Origin of the sequence: Sphingobium sp. BYY-5 (genome assembly GCF_022758885.1) — a bacterium.
In the GTDB taxonomy this organism is placed as follows: Bacteria; Pseudomonadota; Alphaproteobacteria; order Sphingomonadales; family Sphingomonadaceae; genus Sphingobium.
Genome location: NZ_JALEBH010000001.1, coordinates 3,296,520 through 3,322,377, shown reverse-complemented (window position 1 = coordinate 3,322,377; position 25,858 = coordinate 3,296,520). Strand labels below are relative to the sequence as shown.

Sequence of the window (25,858 nt, the reverse complement as noted above, 5' to 3'; positions counted from 1 at the left end):
CTCAGCGCCCCTCCGAGATGTGGCGCGCCTCTTCCAGCCCGGCCTTCAGGGCGGCGGTCATGCCTTCGGCCATGATCGGCGCGGCGATGGCAAGCAGCACCAGCCCCGCCATCATCGCGACCGGCATACCGACCGCGAACAGGTTGAGCGAAGGCGCCGCACGCGCCAACATGCCCATGACGATCTGCACCAGCACCAGCGCGAAGGCGACGGGCAGCGCCACGGTGACGCCCATGCCCATCAGCGACCCGCCAAACTCTATGAGGCGCCAGATAGTGTCGTTGGACAGCATCCCCGCGCCCGGCGGAATGGCGACATAGCTTTGCACCACGAAGCTGACGAGCAGCAGATGCCCATCCATGCCGAGGAGGAGGAAAGTCGCGAGGATCGAGAGAAACTGGCCCAGCACCTGGGTCGACTGGCCCGATGAAGGGTCAACCATCGCCGCGAAGTTGAGGCCCATGGCGTTACCGATCGTCTCCCCCGCGACGAAGGCTGCGGCATAGCCGATCTGGACCGCGAACCCCATGGCGAGGCCGGCCAGTATCTCGCCCATGACCATCATCACGCCCTCGAAACTGGCGACGCCATCGTGCGGCAACTGGATGGTGACGCTGTTGAGCGCGGCGAGGCCCAGCGCCAGAGCAAGGATCAGGCGAAGCTGAAGCGGCACCGCAGGCGCGCCGAAGACGGGCGCGGCGATGAAGGCCGCGCCGGGCCGGATCATGGCGATCAACCAGATCCAGAGCTGCGTTTCCACACCCGCGAAACCGGGGGCGATCATTGCAACAAGTCCGGGATGCGCTCGAAAATTTCGCGGGTGAAATCGGCGACCAGCACCATGATCGACCCGCCGAACAGCGCCAGCATCCCGCCCACGACCAGGATCTTGGGAATGAAGCTCAACGTCTGTTCATTGATCGAGGTCGCCGCCTGTACCATGCCGACAACCAGACCCACGATCAGCGCGGGGATCAGCACGGGCGCCGCCGCCAGCGCGGTGATCCACAGCGCCTGCTGGGCCAGACCCAGGAAGAAATCGGCGTTTTCCATACTATGCCCGTTCGCCCTGAACGAAGTCGAAGGGCCACGCTGAACATAGTGAAGCGGCTTCGCTCCGCTCAGCCAAGGGCTTCGACAAGCTCAGCCCGAACGGGAAATTGCATAGCAGCATCATGTCGCGAATGACCCCGCCAGTGACCCCATGGTCAGCGCCCATCCGTCCACCAACACGAACAGCAGCAGCTTGAACGGCATGGAAATGATGGTGGGGGACAGCATCATCATGCCGAGCGCCATCAGGGTCGACGCCACGACCAGATCGATGATGAGGAAGGGCAGGAAGATCATGAAACCGATCTGGAACGCGGTCTTGAGTTCGCTGGTGACGAAGGCGGGCAGCAGGATCGAGAAGGGAATGTCCTCGGGCGTACGGAAAGCGGGCGCTTCGGCCAGATTGGCGAAGAGCTTGAGATCGCTTTCGCGCGTCTGCTTGGTCATGAAACCGTGCAGCACCTTGCCCGACCGGCCGACGGCCTCCTCGATGTTGATCTGCCCCTTGCCATAGGGGTCGAAGGCCTGGGCGTTGATCGTGTCGATCGCCGGACGCATCACGAAGAGCGAGAGGAAGAGAGCCAGCCCGACCAGCACCTGGTTGGGCGGGGTCTGTTGCAGGCCCAGCGCCTGGCGCAGCAGCGAGAGGACGATGATGATGCGGGTGAAGCTGGTCATCATGAGCACGAGCGACGGCAACACCGTCAGCAGGCTCATCAGGATCAGGATTTGCAGCGACAGCGATAGCGGGCGGCCATCGCCCGAAATCTGCCCCATGGCGCGGCTCAGCGCGCCGCTATTGTCGACCGGCGGCGGGGCGGTCTGGGCCAGGGCGGGCTGGATGACAAGGATGGCAATTGTCAGCAGGGCAATGACCAGCATTGCGGCCCGCATCATCCGACTGCTTCCTTCTTTCCCGTCATTCCGGCGGAAGCCGAAATCCAGGGCGGCTCGCATTGCCCTTCGCCATTCTGGACCCCGGCTTCCGCCGGGGTGACGGGCATATTCTGGGCTGGCCTCAGCGGACACGAAGCGAGTCGCCTTCCGCAATCTTTTCGATGCGGCCGCGGGTGACGGCGACGAGGATTTTCTTGCCTTCGAATTCGACCACGGCGAGCTTGCCAAAGGCGCCCATCGGCAGGGCTTCCAGTAGCTTGAGCGAGCGATCCCCCTGCCCCGCCATCATACCGGGCTGATATTTGCGCCACAGCCACAGCGCGCCAAAGGCCATGCCGCCAACCAGCGGCAGGAGAATCAACAGTTTGACGAAATACCAGAACATGAAAAGCCGCCCCCGACCATGGTTAATACTCGCCCGCGATTCGCCGTTTCGCCGATGAAGGCAAGCGCTAAATCGGCACCCCTGTCAGCGTCCGGCAATCAGCCGCGCCGTTCTATGCCGGCCAGCCGATTTTCGGTCGCGGCGATATCGACGATGCGGATGCCGTACCGGCCGTTGACCGTCACCACCTCGCCCTTGGCGATCAGCGCGCCGTTGACCATGATGTCGAGCAGATCGTCGGCCTGACGATCCAGTTCGACGATGCTGCCTTCGGCCAGGTCCATGACTTCGGCCAGGCGCAGCGATGTGGAGCCGACTTCCACCGACATGCGCACCGGAATATCGGCCAGCAGCTTGAACTGGCGGTTGTTCGTCATCCGGCTGACCGGGTCTTCGCCGCGTTCCGTCCGCAGGTCTTCGCTCATCTCGTTCATTGTTCGGGTTCCTGTGCAAGCTTTTCAATCTGGAAGGCGGCGCGACCGTCCTGTTCGCCGATCGTCCCATGGGCGACGATGCGGTTTCCGACGATCAACGGCATCGACCGGCCGACCGTCACGGGAATGACATCGCCGACCTTGAGCTGCATCAGATCGGCCAGCGAGAGATTGGGACGCGCCAGCACGGTACGGGCGGGCAGGCGAATGTCGCGCATCCGGCGGGCGATGCGCGCCTGCCAGACCGGATCGCAATGCTCTTCATCAACCGGCAGCCTCGTGCTCACCAGCCCCTCGACGGCGCGCAGTGCGGACAGAGGGAACAGCAGATCGATGGACCATTGCTGATCGCGGACCAGCGAAATCGTGAAGCGCTGCAAAACCATCTGGTCGGTGGGTTGTGCTGCGGCGGCATAGCCGATGCCGCTTTCACGCAGGATCAGGCCGGGATCAAGCGGCAGGACATCATCCCAGGTCTCGACCAGCCGCGCGATCAGCGAATCGCACAACCGCGCGATCAGCCGATCCTCTGTGGGCGTGAATTCGGCGCGGGCAGGCAGCGGACGGTTGCCGATGCCGCCATAGAAACAGTCCACCAGGGTCGAGATCATGGTCGCATCCATGCGCAACAGCATCTGCCCCTTCAGCGGCAGCAGGCGATAGATGGACAGGCTGCAGAAAGCGGGCACCTGCGCCGACCAGGCGCCGAAGTCCAGCACGCGGGCTTCCTGCCCCTCGACATGGGGGCGCACACCCGCGATCGGTTCTATGATGGCGCGGATACGCCGGCCGAGCTTGTCGCCCAGCCGGTCCAGCCCGGACAGCATCACGGGCGCCTGCGATTCCCCCCGCCCGAAGGCGAAGGTTTGAACGTCGGTCATCTTGATCCCCTGCCCGCATCGGATCAGGGGATATCCCGATCCTTTCAGGCTGCCCTATTGAATAACGAAATTGGTAAAATAAACGTTATCAATGCCGCCATAGCCGCTCTTCTGCTTCAAAACATCGTTGATAATCGTCTTGATCTTGCCCTGCAGCACCTGCTTGCCCTGCGGGGTGGAGAGCATTTCCTCAGGCTGTTGCGCCAGCATCATCAGCACCTGGCTGCGGATCGCCATCTCATGCGTCTTGATCGCTTCGATCACGCGCATGTCATAATAGGTCGACACCGCGATCGAGATCTGGGCGAAGGCGTCCGTGTCGGTCATGTTCGACGTGAAGGGCGCCTGCATCTGGAAATAGGTGGCCTGATAGGCCACCGGATTGGCCGGGGTCGGCAGGTCGATGCCCTTGCCCGGTTCACCGCGATGCGCGGCGCCCCCGCCATGCGCCTTGGCGATTTCCTCCGCATTCTCGCCGGCCAGCACCAGAACGGGCTTGTTGGGGTCTTCCTTCGGCCCTTCGGTTTTGTGTCCGAAGAAGCCGGCGGCATAAAGGCCGCCAGCCGCGCTCGCACTGCCGACAACCAGGCCCACGGCCAGCAGCAGGATCATCTTCATGCTCCCGCCCTTTTTCTTCTTGGCCTTAGGCTCGTCGCTCATGCTTCATGTCCCCTGGAAAATGCGCCCAGTCACGCATAGCGCGCGCGGCGCGTGTCGGCGGCGCTATCGCCAACCCGTTCATGGTTAAGAACGGCCGGATCGCCGTCGCCTTTATGGTTAAGCGCGATATTTTCGCGCGGCTGTCCCCGCCCCTGCATGTGCGACTGGGCGGACGATTGGCCCATGCCCTGACCCTGCCAGCCGGCGGATTGGCCCTGGGACTGAGACTGGGATTGCTGCTGCGACCCCGCCTGGTTGCCGGTCGAATCGGCCCGCGCGGTTTCCGCGACATGGGCCGCACGCTCGACCTTCACCTCGCCGATCCGCAACGCCAACAGGCCGGCGTCGAGTTTCAGCCGGTCGCTGTCCTGCCGCAACGCCAGTTCCGCCGCCTCGGTGGCGACGGTCAGGCTGACATCGGCGCCATCCTCGCCCTGGCGGATATCCACCTGGATCGGACCGAGCCGATCGGCATTGATCTGGAACCGCCCCTGCGCGCCATTGGCGGACAGGCCGGCAATATCGCGCGCCAAACCGTCGATCCATTGGCCCGACACCCCCATGTCCACCACTTGCATGTTCAGCGAAGCGGACAGGTCCACGGAAGGTATGGCGGAAGCCATGGCAGCACCCGTCGCCGGCATGGCGATGGTCTGCCCCAGCGGTGTCGGCATGGCCGTCCGGTCGTTGACCGGCGGCTGCGCGATCATATCGGGGACGCTATCCTTCGCCATGCTGGTTTTGACGCCGGTCACACCAGCTTGCGAGCGCGACGCAGTCCGCGCGCTCATATGGTCGCGGACCAGTTGGAGCAGCGACACCGCCTCCGCCTTGACGGGCGCAGGCATGTCGGGCGCCGTAACAGCAACAGGATCGTGGGAGACCTGCGCCATGTCCACGGGCGTCATGTCCACGGACTGCGGCGCGGCAGCCAGGTTCGTCTGTGGATCGGGCGCTCGTACCGGAACAGATAGCTCCGCTACAGAAGCCGGCGCCGGTGTCGGAACAATGATCTGCGGCGACACCACGGGCGCGGCGACAACAGGGGCTGCGGGTGCGAGCGTACCGTCAGTCGGCAGATCGGTTGCGGCCGGAACCGGCACGGGTTGTGCGACCGGCACGACCATTATGATGGGCATGGGCGCGATCATCTCAGGCGCAGAATTGACCACGTCGACCTTATCGTCATCGCGCGGCTCATCGGCACCTTCGGCCGTGTCCCGCGCTTCGTCCACCGCTCCTTCGACAGCGATGTCCGCACGGACGGAGTCCGTTAATCTCGCCGGTTGTGGCGCTGTCGGCGCTATACCGCCCGCGTCGGGCAAAGCGGCTACCACCGCCGGCGGAACGATCAAGTCCGGCGGAACCGTGACGGCCAGAACCGGCGTCGCCGGTTGCGGCACGGCAGGCGCCGTATCGACTTCATCGGAGGGAACTGCGGCCCCCGGCCGAACGATTGGGATCGAGGGAGCCGCAATGACTAAAGCCGGGTCCGACGCCGGGGCTGCCGCGTCGCTATCCGCATCGATCGATGGGGCGGGCAATTCCGGCCGGCCGACCTGCCGCTCGTCCATGATAACCGGCTGCGACGGAAAGTTCGGAGGCCTATGGCCCGGCAAGTCCAGGCTGGCCGCATGATCGCTCTTCGCACCTTGCCCTGGCGCCATCGGCGCCGCAGCAACAGGCACCGCCACGTCAGCGGCGGGGACGCCCTTCACTGCATCCAGCAATTGCGCGAAGTCGCCCGCGCCTTCGGCCGGCAGGCCGGCATCACCCTTGGCCGCACCCTGGGTCGGCAAAGCGAACAGCAGCGCCTTGAGACTGGTCAACAAGGTCATATCAGACATCCCCCGGCCGTTGCATACGTCGATAGCGCGGCAGCGCCGCCAGCTTGTTCTCACGCCATTCCTCCAGGTCCGCGCGGGCGCGGTCCTTCAGGCGGAGGGCGATTTCCTTTTCGCGATTGGCGGCGATGGTCAGATCTTCCTTGGCCTCCACGTTGCGCCGTGCATCGTAGAGCGCGCCGTCAAGCTGGCGGCCCGCCTGTTCAAGCCGGGTTGCCAGTTCCTGCATCGCCGCGAAGGAAGCGCCGGTCACCGATCCGTCCGTCTCGAACAATTCGCCGCGCACCTTGCGCAACCGTTCGATATTGTGGGCGATGCCGTTCGCTTCGTCGCGCGCGCGCGCGGTTTCCGCCACGGCCATCGAGTGCTGGACATGGCGTACACGCAGCAGGCGCTGGCGGCGGGCGACCAGTCCCTTCATGCGCCGAAGCCCAGGATGAGCGCGGCGGCGCTGGTGTCGAGGTCGATGCGGCTCTTCTGATCCTGGCGGATGAAATCGAGTATGTCCTGCCGGCGCTTCACCGCCTCGTCGATGACGGGATCGTTGCCGGGACGATAGGCGCCCATCAGGATGAGGTCGCGATTTTCCTCATAGGCGGCCCAGAGGCGGCGATAGGCGGCGGCGGCGGCGCGATGCTCATCATCCACCACATCCGCCATGACGCGCGACAGCGATTTGCCAATGTCGATGGCGGGAAAGATCGCCTGTTCCGAAAGGTGGCGCGAAAGGACGAAATGCCCGTCGACGATGGCGCGGGCAGCATCGACGATCGGATCGTCGGTGTCGTCACCATCGGCCAGCACCGTATAGAGCGCGGTGATCGAACCGCCGCTGCGGGCATCGCCCCCTGCCCGTTCCACCAGCCGCGGAATGAGCGAGAGAGCGGAAGGAGGGTAGCCCTTCATCGCCGGCGGTTCACCGAGCGCCAGGCCGATCTCACGCTGGGCATGGGCGCAGCGGGTCAGGCTATCGATCAGGAGCAGCACTTTCTTGCCCCGCGCGCGGAAATATTCGGCGATCGCGGTGGCGCGCGCAGCGGCGCGCAGGCGCAGCACCGGCGGATGGTCAGCGGGCACGGCGACGACGATCGACTTGTGCATCGCGCCCTTGAGCTTGGTTTCAAGGAAATCGCTGACCTCGCGGCCCCGTTCGCCGATCAGGCCGGTGACGACGATATCGGCTTCGGCGCCGGCGATCATCTGACCCATCAGCACCGATTTGCCCACGCCCGACCCTGCAATGATCGCGATGCGCTGGCCGCGTCCGGCGGTCAGCAGCGCGTTAACGGCGCGCACGCCTAGATCGAACGGTTCGGTCACGCGCCCGCGATCGAGGACATTCCCCTTGACGCCGTTGAGCGGCCAACTGCCGCCCGCGATGATAGGTCCCTTGCGGTCGAGCGGCTGGCCCATCGCGTCGATGACGCGGCCGATCAGCCCGTCGCCGACCTGCACCATGTTCGCCTGGCTGTCCGGTTCGACGCGGATGCCGTTTTCCAGCGGCGCGTCGGCGTCGAGCGGCACCAGCAGCGTACGTTCGCCGCGAAAGCCGACCACTTCGGCGCGACAGACCGACCCGTCGCTCGCCAGCACCCGCGCGCCCGATCCGATCGGACGGCGAAAGCCGGTGACTTCCAGCATTCCCGCATCGTGACTGACCAGCCGGCCGACATGGCGCGGCTGGCGGTTCTGCACCTGCAGATGATCGAACAGCGTCTCCGCCTGGGCGAGCGCGGCGCGGATCATGCCTTGCCCTCGATATCGTCCATCAGCGCCCGCAGGCGCGACAGGCGTATATCCGGGCCATCCTCGACCCAGCCGTCGGCCGTTTCGAGGCGGACGCAGCCGCGCTGCATGGCGTTGTCCGCGACCAGCGGCAGGCCGATCGCCTCGCCCTTCAGCAACGCCACATCTTCAGGATGGAGATGCAGGGCGTTCTTGTCCTGATTGCTCTCGATGAAGGCAGCGACCGCGTCGCAACGCTGGACAAGGCGCTCCATATCGATCTCGACCTCGCCCACTATCTGTTCGACCAGCCGGACGACGGTGGCGGACAACATGGTGGACAACATTCCGCTTGGCGCGGGCGCCAGCAATTCCAGCGCCTCGGCCAGCCGGGCGCGTGCGTCGGCTTCGGCGGCATTGGCGCCGGCCGTGACGCGGCAACCTTCGTCGAAGCCCTGGGTGAAGGCCTCCATCCGGGCTTCCTCGACCAGATCGATTGCCGGCTCCATCTCCGCACCGCGCATGGTGGCGGTCTGCTGTCCCGGTGGCGCCGTGTAGAGGCTGCGAAAACCGCCGCCTTCAGCCGGACGGAAATCCGCGACGGCGACCGATGCGACATCCTGAACCGCTTCTGCGTCCCAGACCCTAAACAAAGTCGTTCCCCTTGCCGGCCAGCATGATGGTGCCCGCATCGGCCATGCGGCGCGCGGTGGCGATGATCAGCTTTTGCGCGTCGATCACCTCGACGAGGCGGATCGGCCCGCGTTCCTCGATCTCGTCGGCGATGGCCTGGGCCGCGCGCGCCGACATGCAACTGAAAATCTTCGCCTTCAGCATGTCGTTCGCGCCCTTGAGCGCCACCACCAGCACCGTGCTGTCGATCGTGCGCATCAGCGTACCCAGATTCTTGTCGTCCATGTCGATGAGGTTGTCGAAAACGAACATCTCGTCCTCGATCGTCTGGGCAATCATCTTGTCGCGCTTGGCGATAGCTTTGATGATCCGCTGCTCATTGTCCTTGCGGACATTGTTCATGATCGCGGCCGCCTCGACCGTGCCGCCGCGCTGCGACGCCGCGCCCTGCTTGCCGCCCGGACCGCGCAGCAGGAGCTGCTCCAGATCCTCCAGCGCCTCGTTCGACACGGGGCCGAGCGTGGCGATGCGATAGACGATTTCTTCCTGATATTCGACCGGCAGAAGCTGCAGCACGTCGGCGGCGATCGGCGCTTCCAGATGGGCGAGCACGATCGCCATGATCTGCGGATGCTCCGCCTCGATCAGCGCGGCGATTTCCTTCGCGTCCATCCATTTCAGCATCTCAAGCTGGGTGGAGCGGGTCGGCGGGGTGATGCGCGCCAGGATGGTTTCCGCACGCTCCTCGCCCAGCGCCTTGGTCATCGCGCCGCGGATGTGGCGGGTGGCGCCATAGCCGATCGTCGTGCGCTTCTTCGCCTTGGTGACGAAATGGTCGAGTGCCTCGTTCACTTCCTCCGGCTCGACATCCTGCACATCATACATGGCGTAGCCAAGCTGACGCACCTCTTCCGGTTCCAGCCGGGACAATATCTGCGCGGCCTCATCCTCATTGAACAGCATCAGCAGGACGGCGGCGGCGGCGCTGCCTTTCAGCGCTTCGGGACGGCCGGGGACGATCTCAGGCATTTTCCTTCTTCCCCTCCTTCAGCAGGTCGCGCACGACCAGGGCGGCGCGATCGGGGTCCTGCTTCACGAAATTGCGGATGAGGTCGGCGCGCTGGGCATAGTCATAGGTGGAGGAGATCATGTCGAGCGTGACCCGCGCGTCCGCGCCATGCGGATTGGCGGCGCTGACCTGCTTGGTGAGTTCGCTCGAAATTTCGCGGCCGAGGCGCTGTCCGGTCTCGGCCGTCTCGATCGTGGCGGCCTGCTGTATGGCGGCGCGGCGTTTGAGCAGCGGCCGGCCGATGCCGAAGATCACCAGCAGCGCGACCAGCAGCGCCGACAGGTTGCGGACCAGCGGCGACACCCAGTCGGCTTCATACCAGGGCGTGACCGGCTGTTCGGCCTTGAGGAAATTGCGCGAAGAGAGGGCGACCACGTCGCCGCGCGTCTGATCGAAGCCGATCGCGCCCTTCACCAGCGCTTCGAGCGCGGCGATCTCCTGCGGGGTGCGGGCCTTGCCGTCGGGCGCGTTGTCGAGCGCGACGGCGACCGACAGGCGCTTGACCGTGCCGACGGCATCCTTGGTGACGGACACTTCGCGGCCCAGTTCAAAGCTGCGGTTGAACGTCTCTTCGGTCTTCATCAGCGGATTGGGCGGGGTGCCCGGTTGGGCGCCTTCTGCCGTCTGGCCCTGCGTCACCACCTGGCCATTGGGGTTGGTCTGGGTGACGGTCGGGTTGACCGGCGCCTGATTGCTGAGCGCGCCGGGAATGCCGCTCGCCTCGCCCGCGCCCTGGCCGCGCGGATCGGACGCCCAGGTGCCCTGTTCGGTGCGCAGCCGCGCCTCATCCTGCGGGTAGGTTTCGCGGGTAGCCTGGCGCTCGGCAAAGTTCAGTTCGGCATGAACCTCGGTCGAGAAATTGCCCTGCCCCAGGATCGGGGTCAGCAGGGCGACCACCGATTGACGATAGCGATCCTCGATCCGGGTCTGGATTGCAAGCTGGCGGTCGTTGACGGCGTCGCCGTCATTGTTGCTGAGCAGCCGGCCGTTCTGGTCGACCACCGAAATATCGTCCGGATTGAGTTCCGGGATCGACGAGGCGACGAGATGGACGATCGCGCTGACCTGCTGGTCGGTGAGCGTGCGGCCATTGGCGAGGCGCAACATCACCGACGCGGACGGCTTGGCGCGGTCGCGCAGAAAGACGCTGGGCGGTTCGACGGCAAGGTGCACCTTGGCGGTTTCGACGCTGTCGATCGCCTCGATCGTGCGGGCCAGATCCATTTCGCGGGCCGACCGCAGCTTTTCGCCCTCGACGGCGCGGCTGGCGCCCATCGGCAGGCTGTCGATCATGCTGTTGCCGTCGGGGGGGCTCTTGGGCAGGCCCTGGGCGGCGAGCATCATCTTCGCCTTGAAATAATCATCCTGCGCGACGGTCATCGCGCCCGAACCGTCGAAGCCGTAGCGAACGCCATTCTGGTCGAGCACCTGGGCGACGGCCGATTTGTCGGCGTCGGGCAGCCCCCGAAACAGGTCGCGCTGCGGCGGTTCGCGGAGCGCCATCCAGGCGAGGCCCGCGACCGCGACGGTGCCAAGCAGGCCCAGCAGCGGCAGGCTCTTCGCCACGGCGGGCTGTTTCATGAAGCCGGAAAAGCGCGCCTTGAGCGCATCGATCCCCCTGGCCCCGCCACCGAAGGCGGAAGTGGCGGGAAGGGCGGGCGCGGCGGCGCCGACATTGGTGGAAAGGGCGTTCTCGCTCATCGCTTATACCGGCATGCTCATGATGTCCTTGTAAGCGGACAGGAGTTTGTTGCGGACCTGAAGGGTCGCTTCAAAGCTGACCGAAGCCTGCTGCTTGGCCAGCATGACGCCCGCAATGTCGGTGGTTTCACCACGCTCGAAGGAAGCGGCGGCCTCACCGGCCTGGTTCTGCAGGCCGTTCACCTGTTGCAGCGCGCTGTTCAGCGCCTCGGTAAAGCCGCCGGGCGCGGTGCCCTGCGTGCCGTTGGCGCCAGTCGCACCGCCGACAGCGCCGGTCTGGTTGACGTCGCGCAGCGCGGCGTTCTTTTGCAGGATGGCGTTGCGGATCGCCATCACGCTGTCGGTGGGGGAAATGCCGTTCATGCGTCAGCCCCCCTCAAGCAGCCATCTCGCGCATCTCGGCGAGCCGATAGCGCAATGTACGTTCGGAAATGCCCAGCTTGCGGGCGGCGGCGGCGCGATGACCGTCGGTCTCCCGCAGCGCGAGGCGGACCGCTTCCAGCTTGGAATGACGGGCCACGTCGCGCAGCAGGATCGGTTCGGCCGCTGTCGCCAGCATCGGGGCGACCATGCGCAGCGGCTGGGGCGCGCCGGAAATATGCAGGTCGGCGGCCTCGATGCGATCCCCATCGCGCAGCACCAGCGCGCGCTGCAGGACATTGCCGAGTTCGCGGGCATTGCCGGGCCAGCCATGGGCGGCCAGCTTTTCCAGCGCGGCGGCGGTCGGCCAGACGAACCTGTCCCTGGCCAGGTCCTGCTGGCGCATCAGCATGGCGGCGGCGATGGCGCTTACGTCGCCGCGACGCTCGACCAGCGGCCGCAACTCCAGCGGCATGACGTTGAGACGCCAGTAGAGATCCTCGCGGAAGCGGCCCGCGGCGACTTCTTCGGCCAGATTGCGGTTGCAGGCGGCGACGATGCGCACATTGACCGGCACCGGATGGGTAGCGCCCACGGGCAGCACTTCGCCTTCCTGCAAGGCGCGCAGCAACTTGGCCTGAAGCGCCAGCGGCAGTTCGGCGATCTCGTCCAGGAACAATGTGCCGCCATCGGCCGCCAGGAACAGGCCGTCCGACGCATTGGTCGCGCCGGTGAAGCTGCCCTTCCTGTGGCCGAACAGCATCGCTTCCATCATGGTTTCGGGGAGCGCGGCGCAGTTGACGGCGATGAAGTCATGACCGCGACGACCCGACTGGGCGTGGAGGAAACGCGCCATGCCTTCCTTGCCGGTGCCGGTATCGCCCTGGATCAGGACGGTGGCGTCGCTGCGGGCGACCCGTGCGGCCAGGCGCATGAGGTGGGCGCTGGCGGCGTCCCCCACGGCGGGGATCGAGGCAGGCCGCGCCAGTTCGGCGATCAGCGCGAAGGCAAAGCCCATATCCTCCAGGCCGAAGGCGACGCGCGCTGGCAAGCCATTGGCGGCGGCGACCAGCGAAGGCGCGCCGTCCACCAGATTGATGAGGATATCGCGATAGGTGGCGTGCCCTATCTCGGTCGCCAGCAGCACACGGCGGCTATCCTTGTCTCGCGGTCCGGCGGCATCTACGATCCGCACCATGTAGAACGCATTTTCGAGCCAGTGCTGCAAACCCGGAACGAGCGCGCAGACCCCACGGCTCACGTCAAGCGATGACATGAACTGTCCCCATATTTTTGGCTGGCTTGTACCCCCGTACGCCCCGAACCCCTTCGATGGTTAATGTCTACGGATGCGTGGTTATCAGATGGTTAACATGGCAACTTGTTTGCCGGTGGGCGGCAATTTTTTTCCGGCCCCGGCAAAGCCTTGTGGCTCATTTCATAGCCGCGCACGCATCAAACCGCCTACTTTGCGGCTTTTGCGAAAAAAATGCCGATCGCCCTAAAAGCCCGGCGACGCCCGCCGTTATCCCCTTTCGAGGCCGCAAGCGCCCTGATGGCAGCGACCTGATGTACGGAAAGGGAATTTCATGACTGTTATCGGAACCAACACAGCGGCGCTGCGCTCGGCCAACGCCTCGACCTCGGCCAACAAGGCGCTGAGCACCGCCATGGAGCGTCTGTCGACCGGCAAGCGAATCAACAGCGCAAAGGACGACGCCGCCGGCCTCGCCATCGCGTCGAGCATGACCGCCCAGATCCGCGGCATGACCCAGGGCGTCCGCAACGCCAATGACGGCATCTCGCTGGCGCAGACGGCGGAAGGCGCGCTCGGCGAAGTCAGCAACATGCTGCAGCGTATGCGCGAACTGACCGTTCAGGGCCTGAACGGCACGAACGACACGAAGTCGCAAGCCAACATCAAGTCCGAAATCGACGAACTCGGCAAGCAGATCAACGACGTGCTCAGCAAGACCGAGTTCAACGGCAAGGCCCTGTTCTCGGCGACCGCTCCGGCCACCATCACGGTCCAGGCGGGCGCCAACGACACCGACACCGTCGATATCACCCTTGGCCAGCTCGACCTGTCGGCCGTCGCAACCGCAACCGGCAGCCCGCTGACCGGCACCACCGCCGCGCCGACCTTCACGGACACCGACCTCGCCGCCTATGACACGGCGCTGGAAACTGTGGGCACCAAGCGCGCCAACCTCGGTGCGGTGCAGAACCGCCTCGAATCGACGGTCAACAACCTGACCAACAACATCACCAACCTGACCGACGCCCGCAGCCGCATCGAGGACGCCGACTTCTCGGCCGAAACGACCGCGCTCGCCAAGCAGCAGATCCTGAGCCAGGCTTCGACCGCGATGCTGGCCCAGGCGAACCAGAGCCAGCAGGGCGTGCTGCGTCTGATCCAGTAATCGGATCGGCAACCAGAATGACCGGCTGAGGTATTGGTCCACCGCCAGCCAGTCATGTCACTCTCGGCATATCAACAGTCCCCACCGTGCCGGGGGTAACAACCTTCGATCGAACGGCCAGCATTTGGAAGCCTCCGTCCCCCCGGGCGGAGGCTTCATCGCATTTGCCGGGGCGATGGAGGGATACAAGGCTTGGCTTGGTCGTTTCCGCCATCCATGATTATGCCCATGACACAGATAGACCGGCGCGCGATGATCGCCGCTTCCGCCGCCACCCTGCTGCTCCCCCAGACGCTCCGCGCCCAGACGCGGGCCACGCCCTTTTCCTGGGAAAGGCTGGTCGGGCAGGCGCAGGATCTGGCGCGTGCGCCCTATAAGGAGACACCCGCCTATCCCGGCGCGGCCAGGGTGGATTATGACGCGCTGCACGCGGCGCGCTTCCGCGACGACCGTACCTTGTGGGGCGACCTGCCCGGCGATACCGGGGTCCGCTTCTTCCCGCTTTCCAACACCGCGCCGCAACCGGTGCAGATCGCCATCGTGGACAATGGACAGGCGACGCCGCTCCGCTACGACCCCGCCATGTTCGACGCTCCGGCCGGCAATGCCGTCGCGGCGCTGGGGCCGGACGCGGGCTTTGCCGGCTTCCGCATCATGAACGCCAAGCGCGACGGCGACTGGCTGTCCTTCCTGGGCGCCAGCTATTTCCGCGCGCCCAGCCCGCAAAAGCAGTTCGGCCTGTCGGCGCGCGCGATCGCCATCAACACCAGCCTGGGCAAGGAGGAATTTCCCCGCTTCACCCATTTCTGGCTGGAGCGGAGCGGCGACAACAGCGTGATCGTCTACGCCCTGCTGGACGGGGTTTCCATCACCGGCGCCTATCGCTTCGTCAGCAGCCTTGGCACGGATGGCGTTCGGCAGGATGTGACCGCCGCCCTCTTCCCGCGCAGAGCCATCCCGGAACTGGGCCTGATGCCGATGACCAGCATGTTCTGGTACGATCAGGCCAACCGGACACAGGGCACCGACTGGCGGCCGGAAATCCATGATTCCGACCTCTTCTCCATCGCCAGCGCCGACGGCACGGCCCACGCCCGGCCGCTGGTCAATCCGTCGGCGCCGATGGTCAGCGCCTTTACAGAGCGCAATCCCCAGGGCTTCGGCCTGCTGCAACGCGACCGGGATTTCGACCATTATCAGGATGACGGCGTCTATTATGACCGCCGCCCTTCGCTCTGGGCAACCCCGGCCAAGGCGCTGGGTCAGGGCGAGGTGCGGCTCTACGCCTTCCCCACCGACAGCGAATATACCGACAATGTCGCCGCCTACTGGACGCCCGCCGCCGCCGTGACGCCAGGCAGGCGGATCGACGCCAGTTATCGGCTGGACTGGAGCGCGGCGCGCGCGCCAGCGTCGAAAGGTCTGGCCATCGTCGAGAATGTCTGGCGCGGACGCGGCGGCGAGGCTGGCAGCGACCGGCTCGTGATCGATTTCACCGGCGTACCGGAAGGCAGCAAGCTCGATATCTGGAGCGACATAAAGGGCGGCAGGCTGCTCAAGACTGCGGGCTATCCCGTGCTGGGCAAGCCCGGAACCTATCGCACGGTGCTCGACCTGAAGCGCGATGCCGCCGGTCCTGCCGATATTCGTCTGCAATTACGCGCTGGCAATCGTGCATTCAGCGAATATGTGCATTATCCCGTCGGCGCATGAAGGGAACCCTAAGTGTAACGAACGGTTCTAACGCCTGGGTCAACAACAAGCAGGTCTGGACAAGATGGGGAATGGAGGCGCGCGGTCGGCAGGGCCGACCGGCGAAGACACACCATTGAAGCGGGCCTTCGAACAGGTTCCGCCCGAAAGTCCGCTCGCCATGCCTGAGCAGGATTTCTCGACGGCGCCGCCCTTGATCGCGCGCCGCCGCTTCAACATCGACCTGTGGGCGCGGCGGCTGCTGGTCGTGCTGCTGGCGCTGATCCCGGCCGTCATGGCCGCGCACGAAATGCGCCGCTCGATCGGCCTCGACGGCATCGATTTCGTGGAAGGCGTCTACCTCGCCCTCTTCATCTCGCTGTTCGCCTGGATCTCCTTCGGCTTTGCGACCGCGACCATCGGCTTCCTGCTCCAGACAGTTGGCGGCGGGCGCAGCGTCACCCCCCGCCCGCTGAACGCATCCGAACCGCTGCGCGGCAAGACCGCGATCCTGCTGCCGGTCTGCAACGAGGATTTCCTAGGCGTGCTCGGCCGCCTGTCAATCATGGAACGCTCCCTGGCGCAGGTGATGGGTGGCGAGCGTTTCGAATTTTTCATCCTGTCCGATTCCAACGCCGAAAGCGGCGAGACCGAGCGGCGCGCCTATCAGGAGATGCGCGGCTCCTTCTCCCGTCCCGTCCATTATCGCCGCCGTGCGCTCAATGTCGGGCGCAAGCCGGGCAATATCGCCGAATGGGTGCAGCGCTTCGGCGGCGGATATGACTATATGGTGGTGCTGGACGCCGACAGCGTGATGAGCGGCCAGACCATGGCGCGGCTCGCCGCCGACATGGAGCGGCACCCGCATGTCGGCCTCATCCAGACCGTCCCCACGGTGATGGGCGCGGCCACTTTGTTCGCGCGCTGGCAGCAGTTCGCCAGCCGCCTGTTCGGGCCGATCTCGGCTGCGGGCATGATCTGGTGGGCGGGTTCGGAAGGGATGTTCTGGGGCCATAATGCGATCGTGCGCGTGCGCGCCTTCGCCGAAAGCTGCGGCCTGCCCGAACTGCCCGGCCGTGCGCCCTTCGGCGGCCATATCATGAGCCACGACATGCTGGAGGCCGCGCTGCTGCGCCGCCGCGGCTGGGACGTGCATATGGTGACGGCAGACGACAGTTTCGAGGAATTCCCACCTTCCATGCCCGACCTCTTCACCCGCGACCGCCGCTGGTGCCAGGGCAATATCCAGCATGTGCCGCTGCTGGTGAAGATCGCCGGGCTGCACCCGGTCAGCCGGTTTCAATTGCTGGTCGGCGCCAGCGCCTATTGCACCTCGCCCATGTGGCTGGCGCTGATCCTGGTGGTGTTGGGCGGCGCGGCGAGCGGCCTGTGGCCCCCGGCGGCGGTGCTGCCTTCGGGTGGGCTGCTGGCGGTGACGGCGGTGCTGCTGTTCGGGCCGAAGATTTTCGCGATCATCTGGGCGATGGCGGACCCGGCGCGGCGCATCGGCTTTGGCGGCGCGGCGCGCATGACGCGCGGCGTGATCGCCGACATCACCCTTTCGATCCTGATGGCGCCGGTCGCGATGCTGACCCAAACGATCAACCTGTTCGGCATATTGATGGGCCGCAAGAGCAGTTGGAACGGCCAGACCCGCGACCGCGACGGCATGGCCATCACCAGCGCGATCTGGCTGTTCAAATGGCATCTGCTGCTGGGCGCCGGCCTGACGCTGCTGGCGATCAAGGCGGGTGGCCTGGGTTGGGCCATTCCGGTGGTCGCTGGCCTGTTCCTCGCGCCGCTGCTGGCGGCGATCACCGCACGCAAGGACCTGGGCCGCAAGGCGGAGGAGAGCGGCCTGTTCGAGGTCGCCGATCCATGGTGGCGGACACAAAGCTACCGTCCGCTGCGCTTTCGCTGGCCGACCGGCGACGAGCGCCGCATAGGGCCGATGCCGGCGAACGACGAATGAGGCTGGCTCGCCGCGCGTGAATAGCTATCCGGGGCCAAAACGAACACCCCACATCCGTTCGGGCTGAGCTTGTCGAAGCCCAGCTCTTTCTTAAAGAGAAGAATGGCCCTTCGACAGGCTCAGGGCGAACGGGAATAGAAATTATCCCGTTAGATCAGATGCCTCAATCGTTCCAGTCGCGCAGCGTCTCGCGCAGCTTGTCGAGCGCCGCCTTCTTGATCTGGCAGACGCGCGCCGCGCCGATATCCAGCGTTTGGCCGATTTCCTCCAGGTTCAGTTCCTCGACAAAATAAAGCTGGAGCACCAGCGCCTCGCGCTGAGGCAGGTCGCCGATGCACTTGGCGAGCGCGACCTTGAGCGATTCGCGCTCCATGATGTCGTCGGCGCGATCCTCGACGTCCGCGAACCACATCGACTGGTCGGAATAGACTTCGTCCATGCTGCTGTGCCGGACCATCTCCGCGCTGTCGGCGATCTCCCGATAGGCGGCAGGCTCCAGCTCCATTTCCGCCGACATGTCCGCTTCGCTCGGCGGGCGGCCGAACCGCTGCTCCAGCCGGTTGCGCACGCCGGCCAGCTCCTTGCGCCGGGTCATGGCGGAACGGCAAAGCGTCGCCTGCCGCCGCAGATGGTCGATCATCGCGCCGCGCACGCGCAATTGCGCATAGGTGGCGAAGCCCAGGCCGCGATCCTCGAAACCGTTGGCCGCCTCGACCAGCGCGACCATGCCGATCTGGAGCAGGTCTTCCACCTCGATGGCGCTCGAAACGCGGCCATGGACATGCCAGGCGATCTTGCGCACCAGCGGCATATATTGGCGGGCCAGCCGTTCCTGGCTGTGTTCGCCGGGCTTGCCATAGGTGTGAGCGCCAGCCGCGATCTTGTTCATATACATGCCTTAGCCTCTCTTCAGGCGACTGGTTCGTGCTGATGCGGGTCGTGGCGCGATGACGTTGGGCGGGGATCATTCCCGACCACAGCGACCACTTCCACGCCCTTGCCGTCGGGAATTTCCAGGAAGGATAGCACCGGCGTTTCCGGCAGATGCGGCTTGAACAGGCGGGCAAGCGCCCGGCGAGCAAGCGGCGAGGTAACGATCGCAAAATTGCGCGCCTGGCCCAGCATCGGCCGGGCGGCGTGTACGACCGATTCGACGATGCGGTTGGCCAGGCTCGGTTCGATGGGATGCCTGGCGTCGCCCGCGACGCGCATCGCCTGCGCCAGCATGGCTTCCAGATCGCCGTCCAGGGTGATGACCGGCAGCGGCATCTTCACCGGCACAAGCCCCTGGATGATGAGCGCGCCGATGCGCTGGCGCACCGCTTCGACCAGTTGTTCATGCGTCATATCGGGCCGCGCCCCATCGACCATCGCCTCGCAGATGCGGCGGAAATCCTTGAGCGCGATGCCTTCGGACAGCAGCGCACGGCACAGCGCGCTGATCTGCGTCAGGCTCAACAAATTGGGGGTCAGGCCATCGACCAGTTGGGGCGCGGCATCCTTCAAATTGTCGAGCAGCTTGCGCGCTTCGTCCAGACCGAACATTTCGGCGGCGTTCATGGCGATAAGCTGATTGAGATGGGTCGCAACCACCGTAGGGGGATCGACCACGGTATAGCCGGCGACCACCGCCTCGCTGCGCCTGGTCTGTGAAATCCAGACGGCGTCGAGGCCGAAGGTCGGGTCCTTGGTCACGCGGCCCTGCACCGTGCCGTCCAGCGCCCCGCTGTCGAGCGCGAGCAGGTCGTCCGGCCAGATCTCATCCTCGCCCACGATGACGCCGGCGATGGTGATGCGATACTGGTTGGGTTCCAGCGCCAGATTGTCCTTCACCCGCACCATCGGCACGACGAAGCCCAGTTCCTTGGACAATTGGCGACGAATGCCCGTGATGCGGGCCATCAACGGCGCGCCCTTGCGCTCATCGACCAGGGCGATGAGGCCATAGCCGATCTCCAGCCCCAGGATCGCGCCATCCGACACATCATCCCATTCGATCAGCGCGGGATTGGGCGCGGGCGGCAGCGGGGCCGGCTCGGCGGCTTTCTTCTGGCTCGCCTTGCGCAATTGCCAGGCGATGCCGCCGGCCACGGCGGCGGCAGACAGGATAATCATGTGCGGCATGCCGGGCAGGACGCCCAGGAAGCCCAGGATGGCGGCGACCGGCACCCAGGCCCTGCCCGTGCCGAACTGACCGGCGACCTGCGCCGACAAATCCTGCTCGCTCTTGACGCGGGTGACGATGGAGGCCGCAGCGATCGACAGCAGCAGCGCGGGAATTTGCGCCACCAGCGCGTCGCCGATCGCGAGGATGACATAGGTCTGCGCCGCTTCGCCGATGGCGAGGCCATGGCTCACCACGCCCAGGATGATGCCGCCGACGATGTTGATGACCAGGATCAGGATGCCCGCGACCGCATCGCCCTTCACGAACTTGCTGGCGCCGTCCATGGAACCGTAGAAGTCAGCCTCGGTCGCGACTTCCGCGCGGCGCAGCTTGGCTTCTTCCGGTGTCATCAGACCGGCGTTGAGGTCGGCGTCGATCGCCATCTGCTTGCCCGGCAGGGCATCCAGGGTGAAGCGCGCCGACACTTCGGACACACGGCCCGCGCCCTTGGTGATGACGACCAGGTTGATGATCATCAGAATGGCGAAAACGAAGATGCCCACGACATAGTCGCCGCCGATCAGGAAGTGACCGAACGCCTCGATCACCTGGCCCGCCGCGTCCGATCCTTCATGCCCCTGCACAAGCACGACGCGGGTCGAGGCGACGTTGAGCGCCAGGCGCAGCAGGGTCGCAAACAGCAGCACCGTCGGGAAGCTGGAAAAGTCGAGCGGTTTGGCCGCGTTCAGCGCCACCATCAGCACGGCCAGCGAGATCATGATGTTGGTGATGAAGCCGATGTCCAGCATGACGGCCGGCACCGGCACCATCATGAACAGCACGACCATCAACGTCGCGAAGGGCAGCACGGCTCCCTTGGCGGCACTCATCCAGATCTTCGCTTTGACTTGGGCAGGGTTCATTTCGAGCCGTTTACCTTCCGAGGGTGGCGAGCATGAGATAGGCGAGGCGCGCCGTTTGCGGCTGCGGCACGACGGTCACGTCGGGCTGCTGCGAAAGGCGCTGGGTTTCGATCCGCACATAATCGGCGGGCTGGACGGTCTTCGCGCCCGCGGGGAGCGCGGCGTCGACATATTGGGTGGGTCCGCCGAGGCCATCGGAACTTTTCTGCAGCTTGGCGGCGAAGCGATCGCGAATTTCGGAGAAGCTGCGGGCATTGCCCTCCCGATCGTAGAAGATCGAGCGATTGGCGCGCGCGGCCGCAGGGAAAAGCGACGCGGCGCTCGCCTGCGGCGCGCGGTCATGAACCGACAGGAATTTGCTGGCGCCGCCCACGCCCAGGAAATGCGCGAGATAGAGATCGACCGGTTCCGCGTCGCGACCCAGCCGTTCTTCCAGATAGGCCTTATTGTCGGCGGCATGTTCCGCCGCCATGACGGAGGCTGTTTCCGGATGCTGGCGCAAGTCCAGTATCTGCTGGCGCAATTCGGGGTCCGCCACATAATAGCGGCCGTTGCTGCCCCGGCTGATCGCATCGGCGGCCCAGCCCAGGCCATATTCGCCGCCATGCTTGTCGACGACGGCAAGCCAGCTCTGGTCGATGAACTGATAGAGGCCGCTGGCGGACGATGTCGCCGCGCGCGCCGTGGGATTGAGGCTGGATTCGATCTTCGCCTGCCCCAGCAGATAGCTGAAGTCGACACCGGTGCGACGGCTCGCCATCGCAATCGCGTTGGTCACGCGATTGCCGGTCGAACCTGCCGTTGCCGATATGTCTGCGAAAGCCGACACTGAACCAAAACCCCCACTTGCTAGTGAGGACATTAGAGCAAGGCTTGTGCCAAGATTTGGTTAACGCGGACGCAAGAAAATGAAGCCGGTCCAACGCAAAACGGCGCCCGCAGGCGCCGCTTCAGCATCGATGGGAAGAAATTTCAGCGCCCGTAGGTCAACGGCGCGGCCTGCACGCCATGCGAAGCCAGGATGGACAGGCGCTGGCTGGTGTGATCGGCGAGCAGGTTGACGCGCACGCGCGCGCTTTCAAGCAGAGGCAGCAGGGTGCTCAACCGCTCGACCACCGCCGGGTCCGAGCGCCAGGCGCCGATCGCGCGAACGGCTGCGGCGGCAGTGCTGACGCGTTGGCTGGCGGTTTCGATAGCGACCGCATCATTACCGCCAAGTACCTCGCGCAGACCCTCGAACGCATCGAAGAGATCATCCAGCGCGGCAAGACCCAGCGGCATATCAGTCGTCCTTATCCGGCGTTTGGCAGGTCGAGCGCGATCATGCGCTCGGCAATGGCATCGGCATCGACGGGGTAATTGCCCGAAGCGATGGCGGATTTGATCGCAGCGATGCGATCAAGGTCAACCGGCGCGCCTTCGGCCGCCATGCGCGCGGCGGGGCTGGCCGAAGCCGAGGAGGCGGATATCGTCGTCGCATCGGCGGTGGAGGCGGCCCGCGCCTTGCCCCCCTCACGCAGGCTGGTGGCGCCGATCGCGCTGCTGATGCTCTGACCCACGGCGTTAATCATCGGGTAAAATCCTTCACTCGTCCTTCGGGCATTATAACGGACAAGTTCAAAAACTATTAAATCCGGGAATGCGCACAACCCCCATTTCCACAACCTGCGCGAAAACCGGTGCGCTTTTCCTGTCTTCACGCACCCTGATCGTCTCGCCGACGGCGCCATCCTCGTCCGCAATCATCATGCGCGAGACGCTGAAGGCCGTATTGCCAGCCTGGAGTTGGACGGGATCGCCCTTGCGCACGACACTTATCTTGGAAGCGGAGGCAGCGGCTGCACGGACGAACCGGCTGGCGCCAGCACCGCCATTGGGGAGCGGGCCGGAGGCAGCGGCCGCCGCGCCCGCCACCAGCGGCACGCGGATGCGCCAGCCCAGCGCCTCGCACTTCACCATTGCCGCGCCGAACACCGGTCCTTCGACGGACGGCGTGGTCGGGCAGGCGGCCAGACGCAGGCGGCGATCGACCGGCGCGGCGGGGCCGCCCGGCTCGCCCAGATTGGCGCCCACAGTCATGGCGACCAGGCTGTCGATGCGGTCGAGATTCTCGAATGACTGCTGCGCCAGCGCAGGCTGCGCAACAGGCAGCGCGGCGGCGGCGAGAAGGATGGACGAAAATCGGAACACGGCATGTCTCCTGACGAGGCGGACAGGTTGAGCCATGATTTCAGCAATTTTCGTGCCAGTTAACGTCAATCCTTCTTCACCGCCCCGGCGCGATGCGGATGACCTGCCCCTGCCCGGCCTTGCCATCGGCCTGATCGAGGCCCCGGATCAGCAATCGGTCCTCCACGATTCCGTCCTCGCGCAGCGTGCGCGCCACCGCACCCAGACGGGCGGCGGCGAGATCCCATTCGTCGAAGCGCTGGCGCGACGGATCGACGCCATGGCTGCGTATTTCCACCCTGCCCGGCGCCTTGGTAAATGCGCGCGCCACCACGCGCAGCCGCGCACGGCCAGCCTCGGTCAGCAGTGCCTCGCCCGGCGCGAACAGGTCCGCCGCGCGCAGTTCTTCGCCCTGCACCCTCGCCCGACCGCCAAATTGCTGGCTGACCTGCGCCAGCAGCGCGTCGCGACGCGATCCGCTGGCCTGCAACAGCACGAAAAAGGCCAGCAGGAGCAGCAGCAGATCGGCAAAACTCACCGCCCAGCGGTTGCGCCGGACGGATGCGGGGGAAGACGCGATCATGCGACCTCGCGGATCGAGGCCCGGCGCAACGGCGCATTTTCGCGCCGCGCTATCGCCGACATCCGGTCCACGGCCTCTCGCTGCCAGGCCAGCTCACTGTCGGAAAGGTCGGAAAGACGCGCCGCAATGGGTACGGCGATCATGTTGGCAATGACGACGCCATAAAAGGTGGTGAGCAGCGCCAACGCCATCGACGGACCGAGCGCGGCGGGATCATCCATCGCCGCAAACATGCCAATTAGGCCGATGATCGTACCGGCAAGGCCCAGAGCGGGCGCGGCATCGGCAATCGACAGCCAGACCTTGTGCACGGCGCCATGGCGCTGCGCCCGGTCGGCCAGCGCCTGCGCCGCCCACAGCTCGAACGATTCCGTGCTGTCGCAATTGGCGAGCTTGCGCACCGCATCGGTCAGGAACGGGTTGGCGGTCTTCACCCGGTCGGTGCAGGCCAGGCCGCGCAACTGCGCGAGTTGATCGATCCTGAGCATCGCCGCCCGCGCCGCATCCCGATCACGCGAGGTGTCGGCGACCAGCAGCGGGCGCAGCGCCGTCATGGCGCGCGCCATCGCCCCCGCACCATTCTGGAACAGCGCCACCAGGCCGATGCCTCCCAGCATCGCCAGCAAGGTCAGCGGATCGAACAAATGGCTGAAAATCGCGATCATGAATGTCCCGTCCTTCATCATCTCGTCGCCCGACGGCAACGCCCTGCCGCTGACCGGCAAAAATTTGCCGCCCTTGCCGCCCCTTCTTGCGCGCCTGCCATTCCCGGCGAAGATCCGTCCTGCCGATGCGTTACCCACGCAAATTGGCACGACTCTTGCTGATTACAGGCTGGATCACCCGCAGAAGGCGCCATCAGGCATCAGAACGGCGGGAGGATCGGAAACTTTAGGGCAAATTTTCGCATGTCGGTCGAGGACAATCTGTTCGGTATTCATGGAAAGGCGCTGGCGCTTCGCTCGCAGCGCCTTTCCCTGCTGGCGTCCAACATCGCCAATGCCTCGACCCCCGGCTACAAAGCGCGCGACATCGATTTTGAGGCGGCGCTCAAGCAGGCCACCACACAGGCCGGCAGCTCCGCCACCGACATGGCCAAGGCCGTCGATGATTCGATGGGCTATCGCGTCCCGCTCCAGCCCAGCCTGGACGGCAATACCGTCGAACTGAGCACCGAGCAGACCTTGTTCGCCGAAAATGCGGTCAAATACCGCACCACCCTCTCCTTCCTGGAGGGGCGCATCAACACCATCAACCGCGCGCTGAAGGGAGAATGAGCATGAGCGGCTCAAATCCTATGAACGTCTTCGACATCGCTGGCCGCGCCATGAGCGCGCAGCTCGTACGGCTCAACGCGACCGCATCCAACATGGCCAATGCCGGCAATGTGACCGGCAGCGCGGGCGAAGCCTATCGGGCGATCAAGCCGGTGTTCGAATCCGTCACCGACACGCCCGGCATCTCGACCGTCAAGGTCAAGTCTGTCGTCACCACCAATGCGCAGCCGACAAAGCGCCACGACCCCAATCATCCGCTGGCCGACGCCAACGGCGATGTCTGGGAAGCGGCCGTGGATAGCAATGCGGAGCTGGTCGACATGATCGAGACCGCCCGCATGTACCAGAATAATGTGCAGGTGCTGAACACCGCCAAATCCCTGATGCTCGAAACCATAAGGATCGGCAAATGAGCATGACCTCCACCGTCACCGACAGCGCGGGCCTTTCGACCTATAATCCCAACGCCACCATCGGCAAGGGCAGCGCGACCATGGATCAGTCGAGCTTCCTGCGGCTGCTGACCGCGCAGATGCAGTATCAGGACCCGTTCGCGCCGGTCGACAATGCCGAAATGGTGTCGCAGATGGCAACCATCACCAATTCGACGGGCATCGCGGAAATGAACGCGACGCTGAAAGGCCTGGCGAGTGAGCTGACCGGTACGCGGCTGGGCGATGCGGCGAGCTGGATCGGCAAGTCGATGCTGGTCCAGAGCAATATCGCCGTCCCCGATGCGGCGGGCACCTATGCCGGCCAGATCACCCTGCCTTCCGCCGTGGAGGGCGCGACCATCAGCCTGGTCGATGCCAGCGGCAACGTCGTCAAGTCCATCGATATGGGATCGCAGCCGGCCGGCGACGTCACCTTCTACTGGGATGGCAAGGATGATGCGGGTGAAACCGTCACCACCGCCGCCCTGCAGGTCAAGGTTACGGGCGCGACCCCCAGCAAGGTCGCGACCTGGGCCACCATCGCCGCCGTCCAGTCACCTGCGGACGGTTCCTCCTCCAAGCTCATCACCGCGCTCGGCAGCTACAGCCCGTCCGACGCGATCAGCCTGATGTAAG

Annotated in this window: 29 protein-coding genes; 6 read left to right on the top strand and 23 right to left on the bottom strand. The window is 65.3% G+C overall.

From position 1 onward, the window contains the following. Window position 1: 1 nt before the first annotated feature. The 15 genes from fliR to MOK15_RS15920 form a co-directional block, all read right to left on the bottom strand. Entirely contained in the window at window positions 2-784 is a 783-nt protein-coding gene (gene fliR, locus MOK15_RS15990) for a flagellar biosynthetic protein FliR (RefSeq protein ID WP_242932508.1), read from the bottom strand. After that, window positions 781-1,053 carry a flagellar biosynthesis protein FliQ gene (fliQ, locus tag MOK15_RS15985; RefSeq protein WP_242932507.1) on the bottom strand — a complete coding sequence of 91 codons (273 nt, stop codon included), beginning with the start codon at window positions 1,051-1,053 and terminating at the stop codon, window positions 781-783. The genes fliR and fliQ overlap by 4 nt, the downstream gene beginning before the upstream one ends. 120 nt (window positions 1,054-1,173) lie before the next feature. Continuing rightward, window positions 1,174-1,947, bottom strand: a complete 774-nt coding sequence (gene fliP, locus MOK15_RS15980; protein ID WP_278254309.1) for a flagellar type III secretion system pore protein FliP — start codon at window positions 1,945-1,947, stop codon at window positions 1,174-1,176. A gap of 124 nt (window positions 1,948-2,071) precedes the next feature. Further along, on the bottom strand, window positions 2,072-2,335 hold the full coding sequence (locus tag MOK15_RS15975) for a flagellar biosynthetic protein FliO (RefSeq protein ID WP_242932506.1): 264 nt from the start codon (window positions 2,333-2,335) through the stop codon (window positions 2,072-2,074). 98 nt (window positions 2,336-2,433) lie between these two features. After that, the gene (fliN, locus tag MOK15_RS15970; RefSeq protein ID WP_242932505.1) at window positions 2,434-2,769 is read right to left on the bottom strand and encodes a flagellar motor switch protein FliN; all 336 of its coding nucleotides are present in this window, start codon (window positions 2,767-2,769) and stop codon (window positions 2,434-2,436) included. Continuing rightward, entirely contained in the window at window positions 2,766-3,650 is an 885-nt protein-coding gene (locus MOK15_RS15965) for a FliM/FliN family flagellar motor switch protein (protein WP_242932504.1), read from the bottom strand. The genes fliN and MOK15_RS15965 overlap by 4 nt, the downstream gene beginning before the upstream one ends. Before the next feature lie 54 nt (window positions 3,651-3,704). After that, a complete protein-coding gene (locus MOK15_RS15960) occupies window positions 3,705-4,310 on the bottom strand; it encodes a flagellar basal body-associated FliL family protein (protein WP_242932503.1) in 606 nt (201 codons plus the stop codon). 29 nt (window positions 4,311-4,339) lie between these two features. Further along, the gene (locus tag MOK15_RS15955) at window positions 4,340-6,157 is read right to left on the bottom strand and encodes a flagellar hook-length control protein FliK (protein ID WP_242932502.1); all 1,818 of its coding nucleotides are present in this window, start codon (window positions 6,155-6,157) and stop codon (window positions 4,340-4,342) included. Continuing rightward, window positions 6,150-6,575: a hypothetical protein gene (locus MOK15_RS15950; RefSeq protein WP_242932501.1), complete on the bottom strand. Its 426-nt coding sequence runs from the start codon at window positions 6,573-6,575 to the stop codon at window positions 6,150-6,152. Before MOK15_RS15950 ends, MOK15_RS15955 begins: the two co-directional genes overlap by 8 nt. Then, complete coding sequence (locus tag MOK15_RS15945) at window positions 6,572-7,900, bottom strand: FliI/YscN family ATPase (RefSeq protein WP_242932500.1); 1,329 nt, start codon at window positions 7,898-7,900, stop codon at window positions 6,572-6,574. Before MOK15_RS15945 ends, MOK15_RS15950 begins: the two co-directional genes overlap by 4 nt. Continuing rightward, complete coding sequence (locus MOK15_RS15940; RefSeq protein WP_242932499.1) at window positions 7,897-8,532, bottom strand: FliH/SctL family protein; 636 nt, start codon at window positions 8,530-8,532, stop codon at window positions 7,897-7,899. The genes MOK15_RS15945 and MOK15_RS15940 overlap by 4 nt, the downstream gene beginning before the upstream one ends. After that, window positions 8,525-9,541, bottom strand: coding sequence for a flagellar motor switch protein FliG (gene fliG, locus MOK15_RS15935; RefSeq protein WP_242932498.1), 1,017 nt, complete (start codon window positions 9,539-9,541; stop codon window positions 8,525-8,527). The genes MOK15_RS15940 and fliG overlap by 8 nt, the downstream gene beginning before the upstream one ends. After that, window positions 9,534-11,282: a flagellar basal-body MS-ring/collar protein FliF gene (gene fliF, locus MOK15_RS15930; protein ID WP_242932497.1), complete on the bottom strand. Its 1,749-nt coding sequence runs from the start codon at window positions 11,280-11,282 to the stop codon at window positions 9,534-9,536. Before fliF ends, fliG begins: the two co-directional genes overlap by 8 nt. 3 nt (window positions 11,283-11,285) lie before the next feature. Continuing rightward, window positions 11,286-11,645: a flagellar hook-basal body complex protein FliE gene (gene fliE, locus MOK15_RS15925; RefSeq protein ID WP_242932496.1), complete on the bottom strand. Its 360-nt coding sequence runs from the start codon at window positions 11,643-11,645 to the stop codon at window positions 11,286-11,288. Between the two features lie 13 nt (window positions 11,646-11,658). After that, the gene (locus tag MOK15_RS15920; protein WP_242932495.1) at window positions 11,659-12,918 is read right to left on the bottom strand and encodes a sigma-54 dependent transcriptional regulator; all 1,260 of its coding nucleotides are present in this window, start codon (window positions 12,916-12,918) and stop codon (window positions 11,659-11,661) included. A 313-nt stretch (window positions 12,919-13,231) separates the two neighbouring features. On the opposite strand from MOK15_RS15920, the gene MOK15_RS15915 reads away from it, so the two are divergent. The 3 genes from MOK15_RS15915 to mdoH all read left to right on the top strand — a co-directional run bounded on the left by MOK15_RS15915 (window position 13,232) and on the right by mdoH (window position 17,729). Next, complete coding sequence (locus MOK15_RS15915) at window positions 13,232-14,065, top strand: flagellin (protein ID WP_242932494.1); 834 nt, start codon at window positions 13,232-13,234, stop codon at window positions 14,063-14,065. 228 nt (window positions 14,066-14,293) lie between these two features. Beyond that, a complete protein-coding gene (locus MOK15_RS15910) occupies window positions 14,294-15,778 on the top strand; it encodes a glucan biosynthesis protein (RefSeq protein ID WP_242932493.1) in 1,485 nt (494 codons plus the stop codon). Window positions 15,779-15,842: 64 nt separating this feature from the next. Beyond that, window positions 15,843-17,729 (top strand): glucans biosynthesis glucosyltransferase MdoH, encoded by a 1,887-nt coding sequence (gene mdoH / locus MOK15_RS15905; RefSeq protein ID WP_242932492.1) that lies wholly within the window; start codon window positions 15,843-15,845, stop codon window positions 17,727-17,729. A 163-nt stretch (window positions 17,730-17,892) separates the two neighbouring features. On the opposite strand, the gene fliA is transcribed toward mdoH, so the two are convergent. The 8 genes from fliA to MOK15_RS15865 all read right to left on the bottom strand — a co-directional run bounded on the left by fliA (window position 17,893) and on the right by MOK15_RS15865 (window position 24,176). Beyond that, complete coding sequence (fliA, locus tag MOK15_RS15900) at window positions 17,893-18,624, bottom strand: RNA polymerase sigma factor FliA (protein WP_242932491.1); 732 nt, start codon at window positions 18,622-18,624, stop codon at window positions 17,893-17,895. Between the two features lie 14 nt (window positions 18,625-18,638). Next, window positions 18,639-20,759: a flagellar biosynthesis protein FlhA gene (gene flhA, locus MOK15_RS15895; RefSeq protein WP_242932490.1), complete on the bottom strand. Its 2,121-nt coding sequence runs from the start codon at window positions 20,757-20,759 to the stop codon at window positions 18,639-18,641. Window positions 20,760-20,769: 10 nt separating this feature from the next. After that, complete coding sequence (locus MOK15_RS15890) at window positions 20,770-21,588, bottom strand: lytic transglycosylase domain-containing protein (RefSeq protein WP_242932489.1); 819 nt, start codon at window positions 21,586-21,588, stop codon at window positions 20,770-20,772. Between the two features lie 143 nt (window positions 21,589-21,731). Continuing rightward, a complete protein-coding gene (locus tag MOK15_RS15885) occupies window positions 21,732-22,040 on the bottom strand; it encodes a hypothetical protein (RefSeq protein WP_242932488.1) in 309 nt (102 codons plus the stop codon). Window positions 22,041-22,051: 11 nt separating this feature from the next. Next, window positions 22,052-22,330, bottom strand: a complete 279-nt coding sequence (gene flgM / locus MOK15_RS15880) for a flagellar biosynthesis anti-sigma factor FlgM (protein WP_242932487.1) — start codon at window positions 22,328-22,330, stop codon at window positions 22,052-22,054. A 46-nt stretch (window positions 22,331-22,376) separates the two neighbouring features. Next, a complete protein-coding gene (locus MOK15_RS15875; RefSeq protein WP_242932486.1) occupies window positions 22,377-22,985 on the bottom strand; it encodes a flagella basal body P-ring formation protein FlgA in 609 nt (202 codons plus the stop codon). A gap of 40 nt (window positions 22,986-23,025) precedes the next feature. Further along, window positions 23,026-23,511 carry a flagellar motor protein MotB gene (locus tag MOK15_RS15870; RefSeq protein WP_242932485.1) on the bottom strand — a complete coding sequence of 162 codons (486 nt, stop codon included), beginning with the start codon at window positions 23,509-23,511 and terminating at the stop codon, window positions 23,026-23,028. Continuing rightward, window positions 23,508-24,176, bottom strand: coding sequence for a MotA/TolQ/ExbB proton channel family protein (locus MOK15_RS15865; protein WP_242932484.1), 669 nt, complete (start codon window positions 24,174-24,176; stop codon window positions 23,508-23,510). Before MOK15_RS15865 ends, MOK15_RS15870 begins: the two co-directional genes overlap by 4 nt. 243 nt (window positions 24,177-24,419) lie before the next feature. Here MOK15_RS15865 and flgB point away from each other — a divergent pair, with 243 nt between their 5' ends. The 3 genes from flgB to MOK15_RS15850 are packed head-to-tail and all read left to right on the top strand — an operon-like array spanning window position 24,420 to window position 25,857. Then, window positions 24,420-24,788 carry a flagellar basal body rod protein FlgB gene (flgB, locus tag MOK15_RS15860; RefSeq protein ID WP_242932483.1) on the top strand — a complete coding sequence of 123 codons (369 nt, stop codon included), beginning with the start codon at window positions 24,420-24,422 and terminating at the stop codon, window positions 24,786-24,788. A 2-nt stretch (window positions 24,789-24,790) separates the two neighbouring features. Further along, the gene (flgC, locus tag MOK15_RS15855) at window positions 24,791-25,201 is read left to right on the top strand and encodes a flagellar basal body rod protein FlgC (protein ID WP_242932482.1); all 411 of its coding nucleotides are present in this window, start codon (window positions 24,791-24,793) and stop codon (window positions 25,199-25,201) included. Continuing rightward, window positions 25,198-25,857: a flagellar hook capping FlgD N-terminal domain-containing protein gene (locus MOK15_RS15850; RefSeq protein WP_242932481.1), complete on the top strand. Its 660-nt coding sequence runs from the start codon at window positions 25,198-25,200 to the stop codon at window positions 25,855-25,857. Before flgC ends, MOK15_RS15850 begins: the two co-directional genes overlap by 4 nt. Window position 25,858 lies beyond the last annotated feature (1 nt).

What these genes read in the sequence shown, in the direction of transcription:
- flhA (WP_242932490.1), bottom strand. Translation starts at nt 20,759, where the DNA reads ATGAACCCTGCCCAAGTCAAAGCGAAGATCTGGATGAGTGCCGCCAAG.
- MOK15_RS15945 (WP_242932500.1), bottom strand. Translation starts at nt 7,900, where the DNA reads ATGATCCGCGCCGCGCTCGCCCAGGCGGAGACGCTGTTCGATCATCTG.
- fliP (WP_278254309.1), bottom strand. Translation starts at nt 1,947, where the DNA reads ATGCGGGCCGCAATGCTGGTCATTGCCCTGCTGACAATTGCCATCCTT.
- fliN (WP_242932505.1), bottom strand. Translation starts at nt 2,769, where the DNA reads ATGAACGAGATGAGCGAAGACCTGCGGACGGAACGCGGCGAAGACCCG.
- fliA (WP_242932491.1), bottom strand. Translation starts at nt 18,624, where the DNA reads ATGTATATGAACAAGATCGCGGCTGGCGCTCACACCTATGGCAAGCCC.
- MOK15_RS15850 (WP_242932481.1), top strand. Translation starts at nt 25,198, where the DNA reads ATGAGCATGACCTCCACCGTCACCGACAGCGCGGGCCTTTCGACCTAT.
- fliG (WP_242932498.1), bottom strand. Translation starts at nt 9,541, where the DNA reads ATGCCTGAGATCGTCCCCGGCCGTCCCGAAGCGCTGAAAGGCAGCGCC.
- MOK15_RS15885 (WP_242932488.1), bottom strand. Translation starts at nt 22,040, where the DNA reads ATGCCGCTGGGTCTTGCCGCGCTGGATGATCTCTTCGATGCGTTCGAG.
- MOK15_RS15875 (WP_242932486.1), bottom strand. Translation starts at nt 22,985, where the DNA reads ATGGCTCAACCTGTCCGCCTCGTCAGGAGACATGCCGTGTTCCGATTT.
- MOK15_RS15960 (WP_242932503.1), bottom strand. Translation starts at nt 4,310, where the DNA reads ATGAGCGACGAGCCTAAGGCCAAGAAGAAAAAGGGCGGGAGCATGAAG.
- flgB (WP_242932483.1), top strand. Translation starts at nt 24,420, where the DNA reads ATGTCGGTCGAGGACAATCTGTTCGGTATTCATGGAAAGGCGCTGGCG.
- MOK15_RS15920 (WP_242932495.1), bottom strand. Translation starts at nt 12,918, where the DNA reads ATGTCATCGCTTGACGTGAGCCGTGGGGTCTGCGCGCTCGTTCCGGGT.
- fliF (WP_242932497.1), bottom strand. Translation starts at nt 11,282, where the DNA reads ATGAGCGAGAACGCCCTTTCCACCAATGTCGGCGCCGCCGCGCCCGCC.
- fliR (WP_242932508.1), bottom strand. Translation starts at nt 784, where the DNA reads ATGATCGCCCCCGGTTTCGCGGGTGTGGAAACGCAGCTCTGGATCTGG.
- MOK15_RS15915 (WP_242932494.1), top strand. Translation starts at nt 13,232, where the DNA reads ATGACTGTTATCGGAACCAACACAGCGGCGCTGCGCTCGGCCAACGCC.
- MOK15_RS15910 (WP_242932493.1), top strand. Translation starts at nt 14,294, where the DNA reads ATGACACAGATAGACCGGCGCGCGATGATCGCCGCTTCCGCCGCCACC.
- MOK15_RS15955 (WP_242932502.1), bottom strand. Translation starts at nt 6,157, where the DNA reads ATGTCTGATATGACCTTGTTGACCAGTCTCAAGGCGCTGCTGTTCGCT.
- MOK15_RS15975 (WP_242932506.1), bottom strand. Translation starts at nt 2,335, where the DNA reads ATGTTCTGGTATTTCGTCAAACTGTTGATTCTCCTGCCGCTGGTTGGC.
- mdoH (WP_242932492.1), top strand. Translation starts at nt 15,843, where the DNA reads ATGGGGAATGGAGGCGCGCGGTCGGCAGGGCCGACCGGCGAAGACACA.
- MOK15_RS15965 (WP_242932504.1), bottom strand. Translation starts at nt 3,650, where the DNA reads ATGACCGACGTTCAAACCTTCGCCTTCGGGCGGGGGGAATCGCAGGCG.
- MOK15_RS15950 (WP_242932501.1), bottom strand. Translation starts at nt 6,575, where the DNA reads ATGAAGGGACTGGTCGCCCGCCGCCAGCGCCTGCTGCGTGTACGCCAT.
- flgC (WP_242932482.1), top strand. Translation starts at nt 24,791, where the DNA reads ATGAGCGGCTCAAATCCTATGAACGTCTTCGACATCGCTGGCCGCGCC.
- flgM (WP_242932487.1), bottom strand. Translation starts at nt 22,330, where the DNA reads ATGATTAACGCCGTGGGTCAGAGCATCAGCAGCGCGATCGGCGCCACC.
- fliE (WP_242932496.1), bottom strand. Translation starts at nt 11,645, where the DNA reads ATGAACGGCATTTCCCCCACCGACAGCGTGATGGCGATCCGCAACGCC.
- MOK15_RS15870 (WP_242932485.1), bottom strand. Translation starts at nt 23,511, where the DNA reads ATGATCGCGTCTTCCCCCGCATCCGTCCGGCGCAACCGCTGGGCGGTG.
- fliQ (WP_242932507.1), bottom strand. Translation starts at nt 1,053, where the DNA reads ATGGAAAACGCCGATTTCTTCCTGGGTCTGGCCCAGCAGGCGCTGTGG.
- MOK15_RS15865 (WP_242932484.1), bottom strand. Translation starts at nt 24,176, where the DNA reads ATGATCGCGATTTTCAGCCATTTGTTCGATCCGCTGACCTTGCTGGCG.